This is a genomic window from Salinimicrobium profundisediminis (genome assembly GCF_026241755.1).
GTDB classification, from domain to species: Bacteria; Bacteroidota; Bacteroidia; order Flavobacteriales; family Flavobacteriaceae; genus Salinimicrobium; species Salinimicrobium profundisediminis.
Map to the genome: position 1 here is coordinate 119,177 of NZ_JAPJDA010000003.1, position 24,953 is coordinate 144,129.

Consider the following 24,953-nt stretch of genomic DNA (forward strand, 5'->3'; position numbering starts at 1 on the left):
TTAACGATCTATGGCTTCGTAAATAAGTTCCTGAATATTTGATCTTATACTCTCCCTTGTCAACTTATTGTTCTGGACAGAGGGATGAATTCGATTTGCTAAAAATACGTAAACTATTTCTTCATCGGGGTCTGCCCAGGTAAAAGTTCCTGTAAAACCGCTATGCCCAAAGCTGGTCATTGAAACACAGCCACAGGTAGGGCCATAATTGCCTAACTGGGGCTTGTCAAAACCAACTCCCCGTCGCACATCGTCATCACAGTAATAGCAGGTATTGAACTTGTCTACCGTTTTTTGGTCAAAATAATTTATTCCTCCATACTGGCCACCGTTAAGGTACATCTGCATGATCTTGGCAACATCATTAGCATTAGAATACAGTCCTGCCTGCCCTCCAATTCCGCCCAAAAGTGCAGCGCCTTCATCGTGAACGTATCCCTGCAAGAGCTGATTTCTCCACGACCTGTCATTTTCGGTGGGAACAATTCGCTCTTTTGGAAGCTTTTGAAGAGGTAAATAGGTAGTGTTATGAGCTCCCAAAGACCTGTAAAAATGATCTTGAGTAAGATACTCCAGGGAGGTGCCATAGATATCTTCCATATAGAACTTCAGCAAATAAAATGGGAGATCACTGTATTTATAAGCCTTTCGCCTCTCGAGCGGACTATCCTTAATAGTTTTAAGCACCGAATCTCTAATGTCATTCCTCACATACATGTTTTCGGCTATTTGTATGCCGAAGCCCCTATCCTGTTCAGTGCGAATAAATTTCACATCGGGCCTTTTCGTCTTTTGATCTATGGTCATTCGATGAAAAGGAATCCAACTCTTGAGCCTGGCATAATGCGATAACATATCGAGAATGGTGATGTTTTGTTTATTGCTTCCGCGGAAGTATGGCAACATTTCACCCAGTGTTGTATTGAGATCAATCTCATCCTTGTCTACAAGCTCCATGAGAAGCGGAAGCGTAGCAAGTATCTTGGTAAGGGAAGCAAGATCGTAAACGTCTGAAGCTTTCACCGGTATTTCTTTATCGTAAGTATGATATCCCGCATTTCTTTCATAGATGACTTTACCTTTTCTCGCCACAAGCACCTGTAAGCCCGGGGTCATTTTTTCATCTATCGCCTTTTCTATAAGTTCGTCAATCTTTCTTAGCTTATATGAATTCATTCCTACCTGCTCGGGCAGACCGTAAGAAAGGCGATTAAGGGTACCTGTTTTATAGCCGGTGCCAACAGGGAAATTATTTCCGGCACTTACCGGCAGTTTCCCTTTAGCCTCTATAGCTCCAAAGATCACCTGTGCCGCTTTTTGTTGAGCGAGTTCCGTATTTTGATATGCCACCTGTATGGCTTCAAAATTACCCGTAGTTCGCAAATCAAGCAAAGCATACGGACTTGTGAACACATTGAGAATCACCCGGTTCTTTCTCGCAACTTCATACAACCAGGTCTGCTGCTGCTCGTTCATTTTAAATCCGCTCCAGGGGGAAGCCGAAGACTGATGATAACCAATAATCACCTGATTGTACGACTCCAGCTTGTCTAGCAATTCATTCAGGTTTTCTGCGGAAACCGAATCTACCTGTGCGTAGTGATTTAACTGCTCAAAAAAGGCATTTCCGGGGTCTTCTCCAAAATGAACATAGGCAATTTTGCTGGTTTCCAGATCTTGTAACGGGATGAGAGACCGGTCATTTTTAATGACCGTCATTGCATTCTCGTACAGCTTATGTGCAAGCACCTCGTTGCGAATACTGTTAAGCTCTTCCACTATATAAGTGGGATCTACAGGTTCATAGTGATCAAGGCCAACATTGTATTTGGCAAAAAGGATCTTCCTTACCGAATGCTTCAGGCGCTCTTCGGTAATTAATCCTTTATTAAAAGCTTCTATAATCATTTCTGAAGCTTTAGGTACATCTTCAGAAAAAAGTAAAATATCGTTTCCTGCTAAAAAAGCCGCCAGTTCTATCTCACCGGGTTCATCAAAATCGGCAACTCCTTTCATATTGAGCGCATCAGTAATAATGAGTCCGTTAAAATCCAGTTCCTCTTTTAGAATTCCCGTGACTATTTTGTGCGATAAACTGGAAGGAAATTGAGCGCGTTCTTCCAGGCTGGGAACATTAAGGTGAGCAACCATGATACTTCCAAGCCCTTCAGAAATCATCTTTCTATAAGGAAACAGTTCCTCCCTGAATATCCTGTCTCGGGAAAAATCAATGGTGGGTAAAGTTTTATGAGAATCCCGTTCTGTATCTCCATGTCCGGGGAAATGTTTGGCGCTGCCAAGCACCCCTTCCCTTTGCATGCCTTTAATGAAAGCAATGGATTTACTGGCAACATTATTTTTATTTTCCCCAAAAGACCTGTTGCCAATAATAGGATTATTGGGGTTGGTATTAATATCCACTACCGGGGCAAAATTCATATGTACGCCCAGTCTTTTGGAGTGTTTTGCAATACTCGCACCCACTTCGGTAATTAAATTTTCATCTCTTATTGCTCCCAAAGTCATATTCCACGGAAAGGCATAGGTAGAATCAAGACGCATTGCCAGGCCCCACTCGGCGTCCATACCTATAAGCAGCGGAATTTTGGAAAGCTCCTGAAGTTCATTGTGAACCTTTACCTGCGTTTTTGGACCTCCTTTTGAAAAGATTACCCCACCCACATGCTGCTGGGCCACCAGTTCTTTTGCTTTTTCAATTTTTGATGCAGGGTCTGAAGAAAAAACATCGATCATGAAAAGCTGCCCCACTTTTTCCTGTAGCGACATTGCATCATAAATGCTGTCTACCCATTGCCGCTGCTGCTCTACATCTTCAGCAATTAAAGGCCGGCTTTGAGAATAGGAAATTTGGGTAATAAGGATAAAGGCCAAAAACAGGCCTGAAAGTTTGGGCTTGCAAAAACTCATTAATTAAGAAAGCGCTTGTGCCAGCTCTCAGATGCAGGCACTTCCCAATCTGAAAGGTATTCGGCTTTGTTATTTACCAGGTTATTAAAAACGATCGTTTTTGGAGAAACAGCTTTGTCTTTTGCCATTTTCCTGAAATCGGTCAAAGTTTTATAAGCCACGAAATCTCCCTGCTTATAAGAGACATTCATCTTGTCAAGAAGATCTACATTGTAATCTTTCTCCAGCTGCTGAATGAACCGTACCGAATCATCTATGGAGCATCCGGTCGCTGCATTCATTTTTTGATCGAGCGCCAGGATGATGAATCGCCTGTAACGCATTTCAAAAGAAGCTTGCAGGTTGGCACCGTGGGCAGTCCACTGCTCTATAAATTGTTGAAGCTTTTCTTTAATTTCAGCTTGCTCTTCCTCTGTAAAAGAGCGATTTGCCTGATAGATCCAAACTCGGGAACTTTCAGGTAGGGTATCAAATGGGACAAACATTATTTGGAAATTTTTAGAGAAACAAAAATAAGAGATTTGGAGTGGGGAATCCAATTTGAGAAGGTTAAAATTCTCCTATTACCAGGTATTTAAAGGAATCATTTCGCAACGAACTAACTCTAAGGTGGTGAGCTGATTTTAATCATAATTTCTACATGCTTACTCTCTTAATTTTGTAAGATGGAAATAAGGGAGAAAGAACTTTTTACGGTAGCCAGAACCCTGGGGTTTTCTTCGGAAGCATATCAGCTTCACGAGCTGGCAGCATGGCTTCGCGAAGAAAAGCAAATACATGTGGAAGTTGGTGCCATTTGGGATGAGCTTACTAACTGTGTTGAATCTTATGTCTTTACCATTACTGCCCCTATAGATATCTACTACACGCAACCAATCTATACATCGGGAGGAAAAACATACGACGAAATGCTTTTTAGAGGACTCACTGAAGCTGTCTCTCTTTTGCAGCAATACAACCTTCAAAAAGATGTAAAAATACCTGATGACGAGGCGGTGATTGCCTATCTAAAAGGCTACGGAGACAAGGACAAGCAACTTCCTACCCCAAAATACCGGACCAATCTTGAAAAATACGCTTATTTACAGGGCAAACAGGGTGATTATATTGAAGAAGGATTAACGGAAGATGACATTCTCATTCTAGTGAAGAATATGCGCCCTGAGGAAATACAGCTGCGCCTTGAAAAAGATATATAAAAAAATAAGGTGCTAAAAATGACATTTTTAGCACCTTATTTTTAAAACTTCGTTGCCCTACAGATCTTCTGCAGAGGCAATCATTTCAGCAATATCCATAACTGCGATATTATCCTCCCTATTCTTGGCCTTAACGCCGTCGGTCATCATTGTATTACAGAAAGGACATCCTGCAGCAATAACTTCGGGTTTTACATCTATGGCCTGCTCGGTACGGGCTACATTCACATCTTCCTTACCGGGTTCGGGCTCCTTAAACATTTGTGCACCCCCGGCACCACAGCACATGGCGTCTTTTTTACATCTTTTCATCTCTACCAGCTCCACCTCAAGCTTTCTCAATAAATCTCTCGGGGCTTCGTAGATGTCATTTCCACGCCCCAGGTAACACGGGTCGTGAAAAGTGATTCTTTTGCCTTTAAATTTCCCACCTTCAACAGTTAGCCGTCCTTCTTCAAGCAAAGACTTTAAAAAGGTGGTATGGTGCATTACTTCATAATTACCGCCAAGGCCGGGATATTCGTTTTTTATAATATTGAAGCAGTGAGGACAGGTGGTTACGATCTTCTTGATCTCATACCCGTTCAAAACTTCAATATTTCCGGCAGCCTGCATTTGGTAAAGGAATTCATTTCCGGCACGTTTCGCAGGGTCTCCAGTACAACTTTCTTCAGTTCCTAAAACAGCAAAATCTACATTTGCTTTATTCAGAAGTCTTACAAAAGCTTTGGTGATTTTCTTAGCTCTATCATCGAAGCTTCCGGAGCAACCTACCCAAAAAAGGACTTCGGGTTGTTTTCCTTCGGCCATATACTCTGCCATGGTTGGCACTTTGATATTTTCTGCCATTATATTTTTTGTTACAGCCTCAAAAAAAGGCCATTTTATTACTTAATTTTCTGTTGCCCAGTTTAAGCGGTCCATTTGGTTGTAAGGCCAGGGCGCTCCGTTATTTTCAATGTTTCCAAGGGCATTATTTAAATCTGCAGGTCCGGCACTCTGTTCCATCATAAGGTACCTTCTCATTTCAACAATGATAGAAAGTGGATCAATCCCTACGGGGCAGGCCTCTATACACATTTGGCACGTAGTACAGGCCCAGATCTCTTCCCTTTGAATATGATCGTCAAGAAGCTGTTTCCCGTCATCTACAAATTTTCCATTCTTATTGATGTTCTCCCCTACTGCTTCCAAACGATCGCGGGTATCCATCATAATCTTTCTTGGAGAAAGCAATTTACCTGTATTATTAGCGGGACATTGATCTGTACATCGGCCGCATTCGGTACAGGTATAGGCATTCAGCAATTGTACCCTGTTAAGGTCAAAAACATCTGATGCTCCAAATTTTTCGGGTTCTCCTGCTTCTTCCCCTTCCGGTTCTGCGGGTGCAGCAAAAGGATCGGCATCAGGATCCATCATAAGTTGCACTTCTTTAGTAACCGCATCTATATTGTCAAATTCAGCTTTCGGCTTAATTTTAGAATAGTAGACGTTTGGAAAAGCCAATAAAATATGAAGGTGCTTAGAGTAGTATAAGTAATTAAGGAAGAAAAGAATACCAAGTATATGCAACCACCAGGCTGTTCTCTCGATCAAAACAAGGGTGGAATCACTAAAACCATCAAGGAGCGGCAGTAAAAAGCCACTAACGGGAAATGCCCCTGCAATCTCCCCGTTTGCCATAGCGTAATGAGGCGCCAGATTTAACTGCAATTGATAATCGGCCGCATTCATGATCAGAAAGAGCGACATGAGTACCATTTCAAAATAGAGAATGTAGTTAGCGTCATTCTTTGGCCATTTAGTAAGCTCCCTAGCTTTGAACCTGTAGATATTCAGGACATTTCTTCTTATCCAGAAAATAATCACCCCTACCAGTACCAGTAAGGCAAGAATTTCAAAAGCTCCTATAAGAAACCTGTACGGCGTACCAGCAAAAGAAAAGATCCTGTGAGTCCCGAAGATCCCGTCAATGATAATTTCAAGGACTTCGATATTGATAATAATAAAACCTACATACACGATCACGTGAACGATCCCCGACACCGGCCTGCGCACCATTTTGTATTGCCCCAGGGCAATTTTGGCCATTTTCCCCCACCTTTTGGAAGGGTTATCTGTCCTGTCGATCTCCCGACCTACTTTGATATTCCGAATCATCCTCCGGATATTGCGAATAAAAATACCTATCCCTATTGCCAGAGCAAGGATAAAGGCGACTTGTGCAAGGATCTGCATGGTTAGTTATTTTAATGAGTCTTCCGGCGGCGAATAAGGACCGGGGTTTTTACCAAAGATAGAAAAATGTACGTAACGTTTAGGATTCAATTTCACGTCTTGTATCAATTCATCTAATTGGTTGGTCGCTCTTTCAAGATTATTAAAGACCGCAGGATCATTAATTAACTTCCCGGCAGTACCTTCACCCGAATTCAATTTATGGGTAACAGTTTCGAAATTACTCACGGCAGATTCAATATCATCTGTTACTTTATTAAAGTCAAATGCCACAAGAGTATCAGAAAAATTACTCAGGTTTGTAGACATATGGTCTAAGTTCGTGAAGGTGCGATCTAACTTGGGAGAGTTGGTATTTAAGATACCTTCTACACTCTGGGCCGAATTATTAAGCGAAGCAATAGTAGCATTAAGGTTTGTGATACTGTTCTTTAGATTTTCCCGGGTTGTGGGATTCATGACTTCATTAAAAGAATTCACTAAAGAATCTGTGCTCACAATTACCTTTTCAATCTTTTCCTGAAGCGGCGTGAGCCTTTCATTTACCAATTCCAGTAGACCTTCTTCTATCGCACTTTGCAACGTGTCACCAGATTGCGCCATTTCACCTTCTTCATATTTTGGGATAATGGCCAAAGACTTACCTCCTATGAGTCCTCCCCCATAAATTTCGGCTACACTGTTTTCTGAAAAAGGAAAAGAATTATCTACCAGAAAAGTAACTACAAGTTTACCTGAAGTATCCAGGAAACCAATATTGGTCACATTTCCTACTTTAAGCCCATTGATGGTTACAGGAGATGAAGGCGAAAGTCCCTCTACGTCGTTGTATACAGCATAAAAAGTCCTGCTGGAATCAAACCAGTTTTTGCCTTTTAAAAAACTATACCCAAAAATGAATAGAAGAATGGCTACAATAGCCAAAAGAGCGGTTTTTACCTCTTTAGTATATTTCACAAAGATTGTCCTATTTGATGAGAGACAAATATAAAATTTATATAGTAAAGAAGGTCTATTTCATTTTTGTTTTTAACGCCTCATTAACGCTGATCTTTTCATCTCCCCGAAAGGCAACTATATAACTATCTGGATATCCCGCGCGTTTAGCCTTCGCATGCAGGTCCTGTACCTGTGAATAACTTGACGTGCCTCCATAATAATATTTAAACAATTTCCCTTCTTTGTTTCTCAAGATCTCTACCAAACCTTTGAAGTTTCTGGGGCTGGGATCCAGCTTTTTACCGGTAGCTGCCAGTTGTACGCGAAAGGTAATACCATCAAAAACATCTGAGGGCGCTTTTTCGGGTTCCTGGGTAAGTTCTACGGGAGGGTTAGCTTCCAGATGGTCCAGCATTTCGAGATTCATGGAGCTCTTATAATCTTTTACCGCACGCACAATAGATTCGGCAATAGCTGCCTGGCCCGAAGCGCTATTTAGGTAAGTACCCTCACTTTTATTACTCAGGAAACCTGCTTCAATAAGAACGCTTGGCATATAGGTCTCCCTTAACACAAGGAAACCTGCCTGTTTTACACCTCTGTTCACCCTCTTATTGATGTTGGTGAAATTCTTTTGTACCAAATCGGCCAGAAGAATACTTTGGTCCAGATATTCTTCCTGCATTAAGGTAAGGCCAATATAAGACTCGGGAGAATTAGGGTTGAAGCCATCATAGGTCATTTCGTAATCTTCTTCCAGGAAGATTACCTGGTTCTCTCTCATGGCCACTTCAAGGTTATCCTGGTTACGGTGAAGCCCAAGCACAAAAGTCTCGGTACCCTGGGCCTGAGATTTGTGACCATTCATATGTATAGAGATAAATAGGTCGGCTTCAGCTTTATTTGCTATCTGTGCCCTTCCGGCAAGAGTCACAAAAACATCCGATTTTCGGGTGTAGATCACTTTGATATCGGGTATTTTTTCAAGTTCAGCACCCACTTTAAGTGCTATATTCAAAGCAATCCCTTTTTCTTTGAAGCCATTCCAGGAGTTACCGGGATCATGACCCCCATGGCCTGCATCTATAACCACCACAAACTTTTCCCGCGGAGGATCAACTTCTTCCGAAGCAGCTAAAACAGGATTAATGACACTAAGAAATATTAAAATGATAAAGAAATTCGTTTTCATATGGAAATAACGGTTCATTGGGATGGTTATTATTTTTCGAGAACTCAAAAGGTACCTTAAAAAATATATGTAATTTTGAGACTTCAAAAAACGAGCCACACCATACAAAAATAGCATAAGTACCATTGCGAACAAAGATACTTTACATACTTTCCTGCTGTATTTTCACGCTTTCTTTAGCCACGAAATCTGCAGCACAGGAAATCAAGACGAATGAAGGTATCCGCATTCCCGCTGAACGTGAACCTGTGCAGCCTATAATGGATTCTGTGAGGATTGAAGCACCTGTTCCCGTCATCACGCTTACCCCTAAGGACAGCATTAAACCTAAAAAAGAAATCCTGGCAGACAGAGTGACTTACACTGCCGAAGATTACATGCGCCTTAGCCCGAGGGAAAACAGGATATACCTATATAATAATGCCGAAATAACTTATGGCGACATCAATATAACCGCCGGAAGGATTGTACTCGACAATGAGACCAACGAGGTCTATGCCTACGGAATAATTGATACCGCAGGAGTTTACACGCAAAAACCGGTATTTACCCAGGCACAGAGCGTAGTGCGACCAGATTCTATCAGGTTCAACTTTGATTCGGAAAAAGCTCTCGTCTTTAATTCCCGAACCGAACAGGGAGAATTTAAAGTGCTGGGAGAGATCACAAAACGGGAGAATGACTCGGTGTACTACATGAAAAATGTAAAATTCACCACCTCCCCTAATGAAGAAAATCCCGATTACTATTTCTACGCCAGAAGGATAAAGTTAGTTCCTGATAAAAAAATCGTTTCGGGACTTGTGAACATGTACATCGCAGATGTACCCACACCACTTGGTTTACCTTTTGGGTATTTCCCTATGACCGACGAGCAGACTTCCGGATTTATAATACCATCTTTCGGGGACGATAACAACCGCGGATTTTACCTGCAAAATGGTGGGTATTACTTTGCCATAAGCGATTACGTCGATCTAACCGTGCTGGGTGATTACTATACCAACGGGAGTTACGGGTTAAGAATGGAGTCTTCTTATGCCGTGCGATACAGGTTTAGAGGAAACCTTAGCTTTAGATATGAAAAGCTGATAAACAGTGAAAGAGGCTTCCCCGATTTTTCTGAATCAACCATTTACAACCTTCGGTGGAACCACTCCCAGGATTCAAAGGCTAATCCTTCTTCGAGGTTCTCGGCATCTGTAAACCTTGGAAGCAGCGATTACTACCAGGCTTCAACCAATCAAATGAACACGGGAAACAGGCTAACCAATACCCTGAGTTCTTCGGTCTCCTATTCAAAGACCTTTAATATTCAGCCACAAATCAACCTGAGTATTGCCGCCACGCACAGCCAGAACACCAATACTGAAAAAATAAACATGACCCTGCCAACAGTGCAGGCGAGCATGGCCCGGGTCTACCCTTTCGAGCCAAAGGTAGGTGCCAAAAAAGGCATTATTGAGAACATAAATTTTCAGTATAACTTTAGAGGAGAAAACAGGTTTCAAACCACCGATTCCCTTTTCTTCAAACCAGAGATGTTCGAAGATGCCATTTTAGGGGCCCAGCATTCCATTCCGCTTACCACAAACTTTAAATTGTTCAACTATTTAAGTGTTAGTGCCGGAACAAATTATACTGAATCATGGGTTTTCAGAACATATGACCGTTCATATGATGAAGAAGCCCGAAGAGAAATTGTTGATACCGTGAGGGGCTTTGATTCATTTCGCACCTATAACTTCAACACCAGTATAGGTACCACGATCTACGGAACAAAGAATTTTAGCGGAAAGGGGAAATATCAGGCAATTCGGCACGTTATGCGCCCTTCGATAAGCTATAATATAAATCCTGGGTTTGAGCATTATTACGACGAATATATCATTCCGGAATCTGAAGGCCGGGAAGAACGTGTGGTAGAATATTCAAGGTTCCAGGGTTCTTTATACGGCCCTCCGGGAAAACTGTTTTCCAGCTCTATTGGCTTCTCTTTGAGCAACACTTTCGAGGCGAAGGTAAAAGATTCGGCCGATGCCGAACCCAGAAAAGTAAAGCTGCTTAATAACCTGAACATTAGCACTTCATATAATTTAGCAGGAGATTCACTAAAACTCTCTCCTATTAGCGTACGCGGAAGTCTTCCGGTGATTCAAAACAAACTGGACATAAACTTTGGAGCGAACCTGGATGTTTATGCGCTGAATAATGAGAACCGGCGTATTGATAAGCTGAACATTCAAAACGGCGGAAGTCTCTTCAGGCTTACCAATGCTAATATGAGCTTCGGATATTCCTTCTCCAGCCGCGATTTTTCAGGAGGAAAAGAGAACGTAAACCGACTCGAAAATCAGACCTTCAGAAATGGCGGGCGTCCAGATGACCTTTTTGGAAAGGATATGGACATAGATGGTTCTTTTTACGACGAACATGAAGCCGATATGGCTGAAGAAGAAGAGGAAGTAGAAAGTGAGAACAGCTGGTACAATTTCAATATTCCCTGGGACCTGCGCCTTGCTTATACCCTTAATTACAGTAACAGTGCCAGGCAGAATGATATTTCTTCTCATTCCCTCATGTTCTCGGGAGACGTTGAACTTTCCCCTAAATGGACGGTAGGAGCCTCCTCGGGTTATGATTTTGTAAACACCGGCTTCACGCATACGCAGTTGAGATTTGCGAGGGACCTGGAGAGCTGGAGAATGACCTTTAGCTGGACACCTTTCGGGGTCTACAAGCAGTGGAACTTTTTCATCGGAATCAAGTCTTCTCTGTTGAGAGATATCAAGTACGAAAAGAGAAGGGAAAGAGACAGAAGATTATAATTTCTTATCTTTAACTTATGAAAACAATTATCAAGACCAAAGATGCTCCCGCACCCATTGGAGCTTACAACCAGGCCGTTTTAAGCGGAAATACGCTGTACATATCGGGCCAAATTGCAATAAACCCTGTAAACGGTGAACTACAGCAGGAGACTATTGAAGAGGAAACAGAACAGGTAATGCGCAACCTTAAAGCCATCCTGACTGCAGCCGAAATGGATTTTGAGAATGTATTAAAGAGCTCGATCTTTATAAGTGACATGAATAACTTTGGCCGCATCAATGCCGTTTACACCAAATATTTTAATGAAGAAACAGCCCCGGCCCGCGAAACTGTAGAGGTTGCGAACCTTCCGAAGTTTGTGAATGTAGAAATTAGTATGATCGCAACAAAGTAGAACAACAGTTGTAACAACTCAAAAAACAGGCGTCAAAAATGACATTTTTGACGCCTGTTTTTTTAGAGGTCATCGGCTCCCGGGAATTTGATGTAATCGGGCGCCAGACTTTTTTGTTCCTCTACAGGCCCTTCCACCTCTTCTTCCTTGAGTCCGGAAGTTGATAATTCGGTATCTACTATTTTCCGAAGCAATTCTTTAAAAGTATCAAAATCTACCTGGTAAGACAGCCCTACTCCCTGGGTAAAACCAAGTTCTTCTCCCAGGTACTGAATGTTGTTTTCCCGGTTAAAGATCTTTGCCCGCAGGTTTCCTTCTTCATTTAGAAGGAATTCTATCTCCAGGTTTCCAACAATAACGGTCTCTGTAACGCCGCCTACCGGCACCCCAACCTGCCCATTGATAAGCACTCTTTCACTAATTTGGGTTGAAAGTGTCACCCCAAACCTGTCGGCCATAGATTGTTCGGGGGTGCGAACGCCCTGCTCGTAGTTAAGGCCTACCTGGAAAGTTCCTGATTCATCAGAAAGCAAATTGTTGAAGAAACCGGAAGCGCTCTCAAAAAGGTTTCCTGCCCAAAGGCTTCCCGGACTCCCGGCAAGAACATTTTCAGTATAAAACTGTCCGAGCGTGATTAATGAAAACGCCTGAATTTCGGTATTGGTACTGGTTTCGATTTTATATTCAAGCTCTGAGCGCACTGCCGAAGCCACGTTTGGATATTCAAGATCAAAGGAGATGTCTGGTTGTAAAAGCTCCCCTTCAAGATTGATCACCACATCTACAGGAATCCTTCGGCTTATACCTGGATTATCCAGAACAATTGCAGGGTTGGCGTGGGCTTCATAAACTGCACTGATATTAAGATCGGCCAGAGCAGGGTTGCCGTTCCAGTTAATGCTTCCCCCCGGCCGCACCTGGAACCTTTTCTGAAGCGCCCCGTAGTTAAAGATATATTCCCCCGTATTGGCAATAAAGTCACCCCACATATTGAATTTTCCGAGGGTATTGATCTCTATCAGCAAAGTTCCGGCTCCTCTTCCACGCAAGATACTTCCGTCGATATCGAGTTCTACCAGGGCATCATTGGTAACATCGAGATCAAAATTGAGTTCCAGCCCTTTCACTTCCTGAAATTCGAGCTCTTCCCCTGCCAATCTTGCCGCTTTTTCCTCGGGACTTAAAAAGTGTATAAAAGAATTGTCGCCAGTGCTTTCTGAATCACTTATGGGGATTTTAAAGACTGTTCCTCTACGTGTAGCCCCCACCACATCAATGGTAAGCTCTGAAGTTGGGCCGTAAATAGATGCATTGCCACCAATGAATCCTGTACCGTAATAAAGGGCTTCTTCATCATATTCGGTATCGAGTACCAAAAGACGGTCTGTAGAAATATTCAGCCCCAAGATCCAGTTGCTAAAGTTGGTATGAGAGATGGTGCCGTCAAGAACACCTTTGGTATCAAACCTGGTATCGGTAATGGTTATCTCATCAAAATCGAATTGTTGCTCGCTCAGGTTTACAACAGCACCTTCTTCAAAAGCATAGTCTACCTCCAGGTAAGGAATTGACAGCCCGGCTTGATTGAGGTATAACCTACCATCAATATCCGGATTCTTATAACTTCCGGTCACATCGGCATCTCCCGACACCTTACCTCTAATATTACTTATCACATCTTTCCCTAAAGGACTAAAAGCTGCCAGGTCGAAATTCTTTAGAGCTACTTCCAGGTCAATTTCAGGGGAATTTCCTTCTACCACAATCTCCCCAATAGCCGATAAAGATTCCAGCCCCTCATTACGTAGCGTGGTATTGATGTTGTAAAAACTCAAATCCCTGTTCCCCATAACGTCAAGGTTGAGCACGCCCAGCATTTGATCATTTATTGAAAGGTCTTTAATGGTAAGGGAAGTATTAGGATAATACGCTCCATCCTGCTGCAATACGTTCAAAGAACCGTTGACGATCCCTCCCATTTCCAGATTATTGATTTCGGGGGTGATCTTATGGAGATCTACCTGATCAAACTCCAGCTGAAAATCTTTGTACGTAGTATCCCGCATTTGACCGGAAAGCCGAATTTCTTCATTTTCATGGCTTAGCACCAAAGAATCTATCCTCACATTATTAAAACCGTTAGAAAAGATGACCCTGTTAGATTTATTTCCCTCTTCGTTGAGATGCCACACGCTTTCCTTAAACTTAACATCAGAGCGCTGCAGCCCAACCACCGAATTATTATTCTCATTGATGGTGTGATACAGGTTGATATTAAACTCATCATTGCTCCTTGGCCCGCCTTTAAATTCAGATCGCATATACAGCGTATCATTTAGCGTAACATTAATAAGGTTAAAATCCTTGATGTTGTAAAAACTGGTAGCGACGCTATCTACCTCAATAAATGTATTGAAAAGCGGGTTGGAATTGTCTACCTGCACATTCACCTTGTCAAAAAGGTTATCAAAAGCTTCAATCCTGGGAGAGCGAAACGCTAAACGAAATTCAGATTCATCAGACTCCACACTTCCACGGATGAAAGTATTGGGAGCTAAAGTAATTTCAGGATAAAAAACCTCTACTATCTTGTTATAAATATCAAAGTCGAAATTGAGGTATTGATTGGTGGTGATCTTGTTAGGGCGATAATTGGTATAAAGGCTACCCACCGCATTTTCTACCATTGCCGGTACTTCGGTGACATCAAAAATACCTTCTATGGTTCCATTGATCACATCGGGAGAATGTATTTCAATCGTCCTTACCGGCCCGTCAAAACTCGAAGCAATGTTTAAATCTTTAAACATGTAGGTGTCATTCTCATTTCGGTAGGAAGTATTAAGAAGATAGATCTCCCCCTCAAAATTATTGAGGTTTGTTCCTTCCATGTTCATGATCACATCTCCTTTAAAAACCGAAACACTGTCTCTTTTCACCAGGTTCATGGCTGCAAGGTTGGCATAACCAACAGAAGCTTCAAAGTCATAGATGTTAGTCCCGGCCGAGAAATCTGCCAGCCCGTTAAACTCCATTAGAAGATTGGGATCTCGCGAAATGAGATTTCCGTTAAACAGCGGTGCTTTTAATGTCCCTCTAAGCTTGAGGTCTTTATAGGTGTAACCCTTGTAGACAAGTCTGGAAATACTGCCCTGAATCTGCGTATTAAGTGTTTCGGTGGTAAAACCCCGCCCGTCAAAAGTGACATTTAGAGAGGTGGTTCCAAGGTCTTTTAAATTGGCCAGGCGCCCAACGTCAAATCTCTTAGCAATTAGCTGCCCCTCATAAGAAATAAGCCCCGCATCCTGGAAACCCCTCATTTCAAGATCTACAACAGCTGTACCTAACTGCGAGAACAAATTTGCTTTTGTAGTTAAAGCGTCTTCAGAAACAAATATATCCCCCTCCAGCTGTACATTGCCTAATTCCCGCAGTGCTACAGGCAATTTATCCTGCAATAGGCCGGGCAAAAGATGAATAAGATCGTAATAATTGGTAGAAAGATTGGTCAACTCCCCGTCAAGGGAAAACTCATTTTCTTTAGCCGATAATGAATTTCTTATTTCCAGTTCCCCCTCAAGCCTGGTTCGGTCGAGTCCGGTCATTTTAAGGTCCGAGAGGATAAAATCGTTTAAGATACCATCAAGAACGGTAGAGAAATTGATTTTTTGATCGCTGCCAAACTTATCGTAAAAAGGCTGAAGGTCATTTGTAGATATTGTTGATGGTCTAAACACAGCCTTAACCGGAACCTTATTTATAAAACCCGCAAAACCATTGGTAATATCAAAACGAATATCTGAATCAATTTCTGAATACGGAGTCTCTATATGCAGGGCCTCAAGGGCCATTTCTTCGGAAGTATAGCTGAAGTTTGTGCTTAAATGATCAATGCGAATTCCGCGGTTTTCAATCCCTGAAAGCCGCTCGATCTCTACATAAACATCAGAATTTTCAACCAGGAGATCGCTGGCTAAAATATTTAGTTGGTCAATTTCTATTACTTCAGGATAATTCAGGTTTTCATTGATGTAGCTGAATCTTCCGTCAACAACTTCAAGCTGATTGATTGCCAGTACAAAGGGAGAGCTTTTCTTCTTTTTCTGACTTTTAAGCTTTTTCAGAAAAATATTCAGGTTATCCCGCTCTTCCCCTTCATAGACTTTCATATCCATCACCAGTTCATTAGCCATGGTAGCTCCCAGAGTAGGATTGTTGTTGTAAATACTTCTTAGGCTGGTTGCCGAAGTTTTTATTTTTTCAGAATAAATGAGTGTGTCCTGGTGATGGTCAAGAATAAGCACATCCTGCAACTTAAGCTTACCGCTGTAGGTAATCCCCACCCGACCTATGCTAATATCCACATCTTTAGACTCCTTGAGGGAAGTTGTGATCTTACGGGCAACAAAAGTTTGTACCGAGGGAATAGAAAATACGATCAACAAAATGATGAAAAGCAGCAGCAGCGAGAGCAGCGTTTTACCCAGTATTTTCCAGAATTTTCTGATAGGATTTTTAGTTATAACTTTGCGAGCAATATTAACAATTTTCGGGCCTAAATGCTAAGGATGACAACACAAAATATTTATATACTCGGCATTGAATCTTCCTGTGACGACACTGCTGCGGCCGTATTACACAACGGAAAAATCCTTTCCAATGTTGTAGCCACCCAGGAAGTTCATCAAAAATACGGCGGCGTGGTGCCAGAACTTGCTTCACGTGCCCACCAGCAAAACATTGTTCCGGTTATTCACGAAGCCCTTTCGAGGGCCGGTGTTACCAAAGAAGACCTATCGGCTGTTGCCTTTACCCGTGGTCCCGGTTTGATGGGCTCCCTCCTGGTGGGCACCTCCTTTGCAAAGTCCTTATCACTGGGGCTGGGCATTCCGCTTCTTGATGTTAACCATATGCAGGCGCACATTCTTGCCCATTTTATCGATGAGGAAGAATTCCAAAAGCCACAGTTTCCTTTTCTGGCCTTGACTATAAGTGGAGGCCATACTCAAATTGTGAAAGTGAGCGATTATTTTGAAATGGAAGTGATTGGAGAAACTTTAGACGATGCAGTGGGTGAAGCCTTTGACAAGAGCGCTAAGATCCTTGGCCTCCCCTATCCCGGCGGGCCACTGGTAGATAAAAAGGCACAAATGGGTAACCCAAAAGCTTTCCCTTTCCCTAAACCAAAAGTTGATGGGTTAAACTTCAGCTTCAGTGGTTTAAAAACATCTATCTTGTATTTTATTCAGAAACAACTCAAAGAAGATCCACAGTTCATTGAGAAAAATCTTGAAGATATTTGTGCTTCCATTCAGCATACCATCATCGGTATTTTAATGGACAAGCTCAAGAAAGCCGTAAAACAGACAGGAATAAAAGAAATCGCCATTGCCGGAGGAGTTTCAGCAAACAGCGGCATAAGAAAGACCCTTCATGAGGCGCAGGCAAAATATGGCTGGAAAACTTATATTCCGAAGTTTGAATATACCACAGACAATGCAGCGATGATCGCCATTGCGGGGCATTATAAATTTATTTCTGAAGATTTTGCCCACATGGGGATTACCGCTAAAGCAAGAATAAAAATGTAAACCATGCAGCTATTTTTTCAGCCCGAAGTATCAGAAAATGATAAGGAAGTTCGCTTTTCCAAAGAGGAGAGCCGGCATATTATAAAGGTGCTGCGAAAGCGCGAAGGAGATCGCCTGCACCTCACCAATGGCAAAGGCTGGATCTTTGAAACCGAAATTACACTCGCAGAAGCAAACAATTGTTCTGCCCGCATTTTACAAAGTGAAAAAGAAGCCCCGCCTGCCTATCATTTGCACCTTGCCGTTGCCCCTACCAAGATGAACGATAGGTACGAGTGGTTTTTAGAAAAGGCAACAGAAATTGGTATCCAGGAGATCACTCCTGTAATATGTGACCACAGTGAGCGAAAAGTTGTAAAACATGAACGCTATCAAAGAGTGATACAGAGTGCCTTAAAACAGTCTTTACACACCAGGTTCCCTGTGCTGCATGAACCCATGAGTTTTAAAGAGTTTTTAGAAAAAGAACATTCAGGCGCAAAGTTCATAGCGCATTGCGAAGACTCACAACCCAGGAAGTTACTCTCTAAAAGTCTCAAAAATGGCATTTCAGCAACGATTCTTATTGGGCCCGAAGGAGATTTTTCAGAAGAAGAGATCAGCAGCGCATTAAAAGTCGGATGGCAGCCTGTAAGCCTTGGCAACAACAGGTTGAGAACCGAAACTGCCGCAGTAGTTGCCTGCCACACTGCTGCTTTGATCAACGAAGAAGAATAAGCTTCTTTTTTGCTACTTTAGAGACATGAAGAAACTGCTGCTATTTTTTATGCTTTTTACCACCGGCCATGTGCTGCAAGCGCAACAGGTGGCAGTTTTAAAATACGGCGGCGGGGGTGACTGGTACGGAAATCCCACAGCGCTTCCCAATCTCATTGAGTTTTGCAATCAAAACATCAATACTTCCATTGAGTCTGCGCCACAGCCCGTAGAACCCGGAAGTACAGATATCTTTCAGTATCCGTTTATTCACATGACAGGGCATGGCAATGTGTACTTTACTCCCGAAGATGCGCAGAACCTTCGGAAATATCTCCTGGGAGGAGGGTTTTTGCACATTGACGACAACTACGGCATGAATGAATTTGTTCGCAGGGAACTTAAAAAGGTATTTCCCGACAAAGAACTGGAAGAACTCCCGGCTTCTCATCCTATATTTTCTACAGCATTCGACTTCCCCAACGGCTTGCCAAAGATCCATGAACACGACGGACTCCGCCCACAGGCTTTCGGAATTTTTGAAAACGACCGGCTGCTTTGCATTTTCACCTTTGAAAGCGACCTGGGCGATGGCTGGGAAGATCAACAAGTACATAACGATCCGCAGGAAGTGCGGCTAAAGGCACTCCAAATGGGCGCCAATATTGTTAAATTCGCTTTTTCATATTAATGCAGGCAACCCACCACTCCACTCCTTTTAAGAAAAAACAATTTCCGGTGATCCTTGTGCTGGACGGAATATCAAGTCCGGCGAACATTGGCAGCTTTTTCAGGTTAGCCGACGCTTTTGGTATTGAGAAACTTCTCATTTGCGAGAGCACGGTAGATCTTCAAAGCAACAGGTTGAAAAGAACCGCAAGAGCCACAGTTAAAAATGTAGATTTTGAGGAACAGGAAGATTCTGAAGCAGCTTGCAAACAATTAAAAGAAGCAGGATATAAAATTGTGGCTATTGAAGTAACATCAAGAAGTATTGCCCTCCAAAAATGCCATTTTGAAGCCGAAGATAAAATTGCACTGGTGCTGGGAAATGAACGTTTGGGAGTTAGAAAAGAGATCCTTGATTTGGCCGATACCATCTTGCATATTGACATGTTTGGCGAGAACAGCAGCATGAACGTGACCCATGCCGGTGCCATTGCACTTTTTGAAATCACAAAAAGGCTGCAGCCAGTTCCATGAGAAATAATATATTTACCACGTGAACGAAAAAGAGCTTTCCTACGGTATACTTCGTGCCATTGCCATTATTTTGGGAGTGGCTTTTCTACTTTATTTCCTGTACCTCATACAATCGGTACTGGTATATATCGCTATTGCGGGTGTCATCTCGCTTGTAGGACGGCCGGTGGTGCTGTTCCTTAAAAACCATCTCAAGCTGCCCAACAAGCTCGCCGTGGTCATTGTTCTACTTTTGGTGCTACTGAGTTTTATTGGCTTGATTACCATCTTTATTCCTATTGTGGTAGAGCAAAGTAAGAACCTGGGGCAAATAGATATGGATGCCTTTACCCGTGATTTGAACGAACTCAACAACCAGATCAATAATTATTTTGGCGTAGAAGAGATCAATATCATTGAAGGTATTAAACAAACAGAATTTGTAAGGAATTTTGACCTGGCTACCATTCCTCGTTATCTCAATAGTTTCTTCGGAATATTGGGAGCCGGTATTATTGCTGTCTTTTCCATCATTTTTATATCCTTCTTTTTCCTGAAAGACAGTCGGCTTATGCTCAACAGTATTTTGGTGTTTGCCAACAGAGGGCATGAAGACAAATTCCAAAGGGTCTTTAACAAGATCAAAGTATTATTATCCCGCTATTTTGTTGGGCTCACCATGCAAATTACCGTGCTGTTTATTTTATACAGCATCCTGCTCTCACTGTTTGAGATCAACAACCCAATCGCCATAGCATTCATTTGTGCTTTTTTAAATATAGTACCTTACCTGGGGCCCATTATTGCCGGAATTTTAGTTTCATTATTTGTGATTTCAAGCAACCTGGGAGCCGATTTTCAAACCATCATCCTGCCACAGCTCATTTACGTGATGTCGGGTTATATGGTGTGCCAGTTAATAGACAATTTTATCAATCAGCCGCTTATATTTGGTGCCAGCGTGCGTTCCCATCCTCTTGAAATATTTTTGGTGATCCTCATTGCGGGGCTTACTTCCGGGATTCTGGGAATGGTGGTCGCAGTACCATTTTACACCGCTATTAAGGTTATTGCCAAAGAATCTTTAAGCGAGTACAAGATCGTAAAACGGCTAACGCGAGATCTTTAATTGAATCGGGCGCTTCTAAATAGCGAGGTTCAGGAGTTTCTTGAAGAGCAATACAAGACTGAGGTGTCAAAAATGGCATTTCGGGGCAGCCCTTTTGAAGGCATTTCCACTCAGGAGCTGCTGGTGCAACTTTCGGGCAAGAAAAGAGCTGAGAAAAAATTACCGCTGTGGTTCAAAACCCGCGGCATCATTTACCCTCCAAATCTCAATTTAGAGCAGACATCTTCTGAAGTTACAGCACAACATAAAGCTTCCCTGGTGGCAGGAACGAGTCTGGCCGATCTTACCGGCGGTTTTGGGATAGACAGTTATTACTTTTCAGAAAAAATAGATAAAGTGCGGCATTTTGAGCTGAATCTTGAACTTCAGAAAATCGCTGCACATAACTTTGAAATATTAGGTGCCAAAAATGTCATTTCTGAAGCCCGTGATTCTCTGGATTTCCTGAAAAATACTTCGGAAAAATTCGACTGGCTCTACATTGATCCTTCCCGACGGGATGAAGCTGGCGGAAGAGTATTTTTTCTATCCGATTGTTTACCCAACGTGCCCGAAAACCTCGAATTACTTCAGGAAAGAGCCGGAAGTATACTCATTAAGACCTCTCCCCTGCTCGATTTGCAGGCAGGGCTCAATGAACTCCAAAATGTCCAGGAAATTCATATTGTAGCGGTAGAAAATGACGTAAAAGAGCTGCTCTGGATCCTGAAGCAGAATACTTCGGAAAGCATCACGATCAAAACTGTGAATTTTCAGAAGAAAGAGAAACAGGTATTTACCAGTACTTTTGACAATGACCTGCCTGAAGTTTACAGCATGCCCGAAGCTTATCTTTATGAGCCCAATGCAGCGATCATGAAAAGTGGCCTTTTTGGGGCCCTGGGAAATGCGCTAAGGCTCGAAAAACTTCATCCCAACACCCAACTCTACACCTCTAAAGAACCTGTAGATTTCCCCGGAAGACGATTTAAGATTACACAAATATTGCCTTTCAGGAAGAAACAGTTGAAAAAGGATCTTCAGTTAAAAAAAGCGAATATCACTACCCGTAATTTTCCTGAAAGTGTTGCAGAACTTCGGAAGATCTTAAAAATAAAGGAAGGCGGAGATGCTTATTTGTTCTTTACCACGCTGCAAAACGAAGAAAAGGTGGTGCTGGTGTGTCAAAAAAGCTAAAAACTTCGGCTATTCCAGGGGCATCTTGTTGGAAACTGCTCCTTTAGAACTCTGGACTTTTTTTGATTTCAACTTCCGTAGAAAATTGCGCGGGGCAATATAAAAAATCTTCATAAACACGAAACCAATATTCAGGAGGGTTATTCGTGCCACGTCCTGCCATGGCCTAAAGTGAGTCACACGCTCATTAGGATCATAAAGCACTTTTACCGGCAAATTGATCACCTTCACACCATCCCAGGCAGCTTTTACAATGACTTCTATTTCCAGTTCAAAACGGGAAGTGTAAAGGCTTAGGGAATTGACGGCTTTAAGAGGGTACAACCTGTAACCGCACTGTGTATCTGTCAATTTTATACCCGTCTCAACCCAATACCAAAAGCTGGAAAAACGGTTACCAATGCTGCTTTTATCGGGCACCGAGGGATCATCCATCTTACGGGAACCAATAACCAGCAGCTCCGGTTTTTTAGGGAGGTGTTCTTCCAGGGCATCAAGAAAAACATGAAGATCATTTGGGAAATGCTGCCCGTCTGAATCCATGGAAATAGCGTATTCATAGCCAAGCCGGGAAGCCTCTTTAAAACCCTTTTTAAGGGCGTTCCCCTTGCCTTTATTCACCGGAACATGAACCACCCTGAGAAAAGTAAAATTCTCCAAGATTTGAGAAGTACCGTCGGTAGAGCCATCATTGATCACGATGATATTATTGGTGTATGTGTGCACGTCATTAATTACCCTTTGCAGGGTTTTGTGGTTGTTGTACGTGGGTATGAGCACGCAACACTGAAGCGTATCAAATCTGGATTGGTATAAAGGCGGATTGATCAAAAAATGAGTTTGTTACAAAGTTAAAAAACTTAAAGACTGTATTTTACAGGGGGGCAAAAATAGCAAAACCTGCGGGTTTTACTGTATTAAAAACTAGCTTCCTGGAAAACTTCGGAAACCCTCTATCGCCCTTCAAAAACGGCATTTTTGAGAGGTAATATTTCCTTCGGCTGCTGTTGAAAATATCTTAAACCGAAATTTTTCAGGCAGAGAACTTTAGTTATTTTTTATTTCAGCATTAATCTACGGAAATAACATTAATAAAATTGTAAAACGGCTGAGGTTGAGGCTTTATAAGCAATTATTAGCAGCACTCACTCATCTTTGAACAGAATGGTATAGCTGAGATAGATTCCCACAATTGCGGCCAGCAGGAAGAACAGGATGGCAAATCCCGGATACCCAAAGATCATAAAAGATGACGGCACCTGCATTAACATTGCGGCGCCTACAATCATTGCTGCAATAATAAGCCCCAGAGTGATCCTATTTGCCACTTTTTGGAAGCCATCGGTCAGTCGCTTTTCATCAATCGCATCGATCTTGATGCGGAATTCATTTTTGGCCAGGTTATCAGTAATTTTATCAAACCGATCGGGCAGATTTTCTACCAGCTTTTTAGAATCGAGCAAGACCGAAAAGATTTCTTCAGGCTTAAGCTCGTTGAGCATTTTATCCTGAAGCAGCTTATTCATATAACGCCTTACTGCCTCTCTGAGGTCATACTCGGGTGCCAAAAATGCGATAATCTGATCCATGTTGAGGAGGATCTTTCCGAGGATATTGACCTCTACCGGAAGATGAATGCCATTCATGGCAGCGCTTCGGTTCATTTGGATCAACAATTTCCCGGTTTGCATATCCTGTGCAGTGCTATGACTACTTTCCTGCACCATGATGCTTATGTGCCTCCTGAATTCTTTTTGTGTGGCATGCTCGGTAATTTCACTCATGTTAAGAAGATTATCGGCAATCTCTTCCCCGTCATTCTTACTGAGGCCCAGGAGCAGCCGAAGCAGGTAATCTTTCATCTTCTTACTGAACTGCGCCACCATGCCCAGATCTATTAGGGCGATCTTTTCATTTTCCAAAAGATGCACATTGCCGGGGTGAGGATCTGCATGTACAAAGCCGTCTGACACTATTTGCTTTAGGTAAGCTTCAATAAATTCGTCGACCAGGGCCGTATAATCGTTTTCAGTTTTTTTAAGGGGAGAAATGCTGGTGATCTTCTTCCCTTTCACGTACTCCATTGTGAGAACACGAGAGGTGGTATAATCGGGAATAGGCTGAGGTACTATTAACCTTCTGTACTCTTTGAGATTTATGCCGAGGGTAACCAGGTTGTTTGCTTCTCTCAAATAATCGAGTTCATGCAGCATGATACGTCTCAATTCTCCCAGGACATCACTAAAACCGTATTTTTTGCCCACCTCGGTATGCTTTACAGCCAAACCTGCCATTTCTTCGAGCGTATTGAGGTCTTCCATGAACTTTTTCCTGATCCCGGGCCTCTGGACTTTCACAGCGACGGTTTTCCCCGACCTGAGTTCAGCCCTATGCACCTGACCTATGGAAGCGCTTGCCAGCGGCTCTTCCTCGAAAAAATTAAAGGCTTTTGAAATCTTGTTACCCAGCTCCCCTTCTACAATTTCCCTAACCTCTTCAAAAGGAATAGTGGGAAGATCATCCTGGAGGGAAGCAAGAGCTTCTAAATACCTGTCGGGCAAAAGATCGGGACGTGTAGAGAGCAACTGCCCAAACTTAACGTAGGTTGGTCCCATTTGTTTAAGATCCTCGACCAGCTCTTCGGGAGATTGCTCATAATCTTTAAAAGTGCGGGCCGTTTCTTCTTCCATTGCGTTTGAAGCAGTCTCATTTAAAAGATCGCTGTTCCAATACTTCAACATGAAGCTTAAAAACTTTTGATAACGCTCAAGATTTTCGGGGAGAATAGACATAAAAGCGAATTAATTACAAAAACTATGGTGATTAATTTAATTCTTCCTAAAAATAGGATATTAAAAATCGCTTAAGGAGGCTTTTATAATATTTTAACTGTGACAGCCCCCTGTGTAAGTAAGATGGTGGAAAGATTTGAAAAAAAGTTGAGGAGGGTGAATTTTTATGGGATCACAACAGGCTGGCAGAAAATCAATTAAGAAATTTCCTTTTTAAAGCGAGTAAAAAAGTAAAAAAAGGTTTGCACACAAGTATCTGAAAACATACATTTGCAACCGCAAAATATTTGCAAGTTCATATACAAAATTAGGAGAGTTGCCAGAGTGGTTAATGGAGCAGTTTGCTAAACTGTCGACGAGCAATTGTCGCGTGAGTTCGAATCTCACACTCTCCGCTGTAAGAATTCAAGATTCTTAATTGAAAATTGAATTTTTCGGGGTGTAGCGTAGCCCGGTTATCGCGCCTGCTTTGGGAGCAGGAGGCCGCAGGTTCGAATCCTGCCACCCCGACTTAGTTAAAAAAACCTGCACGAAAGTGCGGGTTTTTTTATGGAATCACCGCAGGGTCCCCCGATACTTATAGGAATGCCATTCCCGACGAACATAAAAAGCAGATATAACACACTTTCAATCTATTGATTTTCAGTGTTTTTTTAATATCA

18 protein-coding genes and 2 tRNA genes are annotated in these 24,953 nt (G+C 42.3%); 11 read left to right on the forward strand and 9 right to left on the reverse strand.

Annotated elements, in window-relative coordinates:
* Together OQ279_RS02855 and OQ279_RS02860 are read right to left on the reverse strand one after the other, a co-directional pair.
* Positions 1-2,928, reverse strand: a complete 2,928-nt coding sequence (locus tag OQ279_RS02855; RefSeq protein WP_266068281.1) for a serine hydrolase domain-containing protein — start codon at positions 2,926-2,928, stop codon at positions 1-3.
* Positions 2,928-3,413 carry an ABC transporter ATPase gene (locus OQ279_RS02860; RefSeq protein WP_266068282.1) on the reverse strand — a complete coding sequence of 162 codons (486 nt, stop codon included), beginning with the start codon at positions 3,411-3,413 and terminating at the stop codon, positions 2,928-2,930. The genes OQ279_RS02855 and OQ279_RS02860 overlap by 1 nt, the downstream gene beginning before the upstream one ends.
* A 180-nt stretch (positions 3,414-3,593) precedes the next feature.
* On the opposite strand from OQ279_RS02860, the gene OQ279_RS02865 reads away from it, so the two are divergent.
* Complete coding sequence (locus OQ279_RS02865) at positions 3,594-4,127, forward strand: hypothetical protein (RefSeq protein ID WP_266068283.1); 534 nt, start codon at positions 3,594-3,596, stop codon at positions 4,125-4,127.
* 57 nt (positions 4,128-4,184) lie between these two features.
* Here the strand turns inward: OQ279_RS02865 and OQ279_RS02870 are convergent, their stop codons facing one another.
* The 4 genes from OQ279_RS02870 to OQ279_RS02885 are packed head-to-tail and all read right to left on the reverse strand — an operon-like array spanning position 4,185 to position 8,499.
* Entirely contained in the window at positions 4,185-4,976 is a 792-nt protein-coding gene (locus OQ279_RS02870) for a (Fe-S)-binding protein (RefSeq protein WP_266068285.1), read from the reverse strand.
* Positions 4,977-5,018: 42 nt separating this feature from the next.
* On the reverse strand, positions 5,019-6,368 hold the full coding sequence (locus tag OQ279_RS02875) for a 4Fe-4S dicluster domain-containing protein (RefSeq protein WP_266068286.1): 1,350 nt from the start codon (positions 6,366-6,368) through the stop codon (positions 5,019-5,021).
* 6 nt (positions 6,369-6,374) lie between these two features.
* Positions 6,375-7,325, reverse strand: a complete 951-nt coding sequence (locus tag OQ279_RS02880) for an MlaD family protein (protein ID WP_266068287.1) — start codon at positions 7,323-7,325, stop codon at positions 6,375-6,377.
* A 55-nt stretch (positions 7,326-7,380) separates the two neighbouring features.
* Entirely contained in the window at positions 7,381-8,499 is a 1,119-nt protein-coding gene (locus OQ279_RS02885; RefSeq protein ID WP_266068288.1) for an N-acetylmuramoyl-L-alanine amidase family protein, read from the reverse strand.
* 125 nt (positions 8,500-8,624) lie between these two features.
* On the opposite strand from OQ279_RS02885, the gene OQ279_RS02890 reads away from it, so the two are divergent.
* Both OQ279_RS02890 and OQ279_RS02895 read left to right on the forward strand, forming a co-directional pair.
* On the forward strand, positions 8,625-11,327 hold the full coding sequence (locus tag OQ279_RS02890) for a putative LPS assembly protein LptD (protein ID WP_266068289.1): 2,703 nt from the start codon (positions 8,625-8,627) through the stop codon (positions 11,325-11,327).
* Positions 11,328-11,344: 17 nt separating this feature from the next.
* Positions 11,345-11,725: a Rid family detoxifying hydrolase gene (locus tag OQ279_RS02895; protein WP_266068290.1), complete on the forward strand. Its 381-nt coding sequence runs from the start codon at positions 11,345-11,347 to the stop codon at positions 11,723-11,725.
* Between the two features lie 62 nt (positions 11,726-11,787).
* Here OQ279_RS02895 and OQ279_RS02900 read toward each other — a convergent pair whose 3' ends face one another.
* Positions 11,788-16,167, reverse strand: a complete 4,380-nt coding sequence (locus OQ279_RS02900; RefSeq protein WP_266068291.1) for a translocation/assembly module TamB domain-containing protein — start codon at positions 16,165-16,167, stop codon at positions 11,788-11,790.
* 126 nt (positions 16,168-16,293) lie between these two features.
* Between OQ279_RS02900 and tsaD the strand changes: the two genes are divergently transcribed.
* The 6 genes from tsaD to OQ279_RS02930 all read left to right on the forward strand — a co-directional run bounded on the left by tsaD (position 16,294) and on the right by OQ279_RS02930 (position 21,499).
* Positions 16,294-17,316: a tRNA (adenosine(37)-N6)-threonylcarbamoyltransferase complex transferase subunit TsaD gene (tsaD, locus tag OQ279_RS02905; RefSeq protein WP_266068292.1), complete on the forward strand. Its 1,023-nt coding sequence runs from the start codon at positions 16,294-16,296 to the stop codon at positions 17,314-17,316.
* Positions 17,317-17,319: 3 nt separating this feature from the next.
* Positions 17,320-18,033: a 16S rRNA (uracil(1498)-N(3))-methyltransferase gene (locus tag OQ279_RS02910; RefSeq protein WP_266068293.1), complete on the forward strand. Its 714-nt coding sequence runs from the start codon at positions 17,320-17,322 to the stop codon at positions 18,031-18,033.
* 25 nt (positions 18,034-18,058) lie between these two features.
* On the forward strand, positions 18,059-18,703 hold the full coding sequence (locus OQ279_RS02915; protein WP_266068294.1) for a DUF4159 domain-containing protein: 645 nt from the start codon (positions 18,059-18,061) through the stop codon (positions 18,701-18,703).
* On the forward strand, positions 18,703-19,215 hold the full coding sequence (locus tag OQ279_RS02920; protein ID WP_266068295.1) for a TrmH family RNA methyltransferase: 513 nt from the start codon (positions 18,703-18,705) through the stop codon (positions 19,213-19,215). Before OQ279_RS02915 ends, OQ279_RS02920 begins: the two co-directional genes overlap by 1 nt.
* 19 nt (positions 19,216-19,234) lie before the next feature.
* A complete protein-coding gene (locus OQ279_RS02925; protein ID WP_266068296.1) occupies positions 19,235-20,323 on the forward strand; it encodes an AI-2E family transporter in 1,089 nt (362 codons plus the stop codon).
* A gap of 72 nt (positions 20,324-20,395) precedes the next feature.
* A complete protein-coding gene (locus OQ279_RS02930) occupies positions 20,396-21,499 on the forward strand; it encodes a THUMP-like domain-containing protein (protein WP_266068297.1) in 1,104 nt (367 codons plus the stop codon).
* A 9-nt stretch (positions 21,500-21,508) separates the two neighbouring features.
* Here the strand turns inward: OQ279_RS02930 and OQ279_RS02935 are convergent, their stop codons facing one another.
* Both OQ279_RS02935 and OQ279_RS02940 read right to left on the reverse strand, forming a co-directional pair.
* On the reverse strand, positions 21,509-22,330 hold the full coding sequence (locus OQ279_RS02935) for a glycosyltransferase family 2 protein (protein WP_266068298.1): 822 nt from the start codon (positions 22,328-22,330) through the stop codon (positions 21,509-21,511).
* 314 nt (positions 22,331-22,644) lie between these two features.
* Complete coding sequence (locus tag OQ279_RS02940) at positions 22,645-24,291, reverse strand: ABC1 kinase family protein (RefSeq protein WP_266068299.1); 1,647 nt, start codon at positions 24,289-24,291, stop codon at positions 22,645-22,647.
* A gap of 310 nt (positions 24,292-24,601) precedes the next feature.
* Between OQ279_RS02940 and OQ279_RS02945 the strand changes: the two genes are divergently transcribed.
* Positions 24,602-24,686: transfer RNA gene (locus OQ279_RS02945), tRNA-Ser, on the forward strand.
* Positions 24,687-24,726: 40 nt separating this feature from the next.
* Positions 24,727-24,801: transfer RNA gene (locus OQ279_RS02950), tRNA-Pro, on the forward strand.
* The last annotated feature ends 152 nt before the right edge of the window (positions 24,802-24,953 follow it).

Excerpts from the sequence above, each read along its gene's own strand:
- OQ279_RS02855 (WP_266068281.1), bottom strand. The coding sequence starts at position 2,928 with ATGAGTTTTTGCAAGCCCAAACTTTCAGGCCTGTTTTTGGCCTTTATC.
- OQ279_RS02860 (WP_266068282.1), bottom strand. The coding sequence starts at position 3,413 with ATGTTTGTCCCATTTGATACCCTACCTGAAAGTTCCCGAGTTTGGATC.
- OQ279_RS02865 (WP_266068283.1), top strand. The coding sequence starts at position 3,594 with ATGGAAATAAGGGAGAAAGAACTTTTTACGGTAGCCAGAACCCTGGGG.
- OQ279_RS02870 (WP_266068285.1), bottom strand. The coding sequence starts at position 4,976 with ATGGCAGAAAATATCAAAGTGCCAACCATGGCAGAGTATATGGCCGAA.
- OQ279_RS02875 (WP_266068286.1), bottom strand. The coding sequence starts at position 6,368 with ATGCAGATCCTTGCACAAGTCGCCTTTATCCTTGCTCTGGCAATAGGG.
- OQ279_RS02885 (WP_266068288.1), bottom strand. The coding sequence starts at position 8,499 with ATGAAAACGAATTTCTTTATCATTTTAATATTTCTTAGTGTCATTAAT.
- OQ279_RS02895 (WP_266068290.1), top strand. The coding sequence starts at position 11,345 with ATGAAAACAATTATCAAGACCAAAGATGCTCCCGCACCCATTGGAGCT.
- tsaD (WP_266068292.1), top strand. The coding sequence starts at position 16,294 with ATGACAACACAAAATATTTATATACTCGGCATTGAATCTTCCTGTGAC.
- OQ279_RS02910 (WP_266068293.1), top strand. The coding sequence starts at position 17,320 with ATGCAGCTATTTTTTCAGCCCGAAGTATCAGAAAATGATAAGGAAGTT.
- OQ279_RS02915 (WP_266068294.1), top strand. The coding sequence starts at position 18,059 with ATGAAGAAACTGCTGCTATTTTTTATGCTTTTTACCACCGGCCATGTG.
- OQ279_RS02920 (WP_266068295.1), top strand. The coding sequence starts at position 18,703 with ATGCAGGCAACCCACCACTCCACTCCTTTTAAGAAAAAACAATTTCCG.
- OQ279_RS02930 (WP_266068297.1), top strand. The coding sequence starts at position 20,396 with ATGGCATTTCGGGGCAGCCCTTTTGAAGGCATTTCCACTCAGGAGCTG.
- OQ279_RS02940 (WP_266068299.1), bottom strand. The coding sequence starts at position 24,291 with ATGTCTATTCTCCCCGAAAATCTTGAGCGTTATCAAAAGTTTTTAAGC.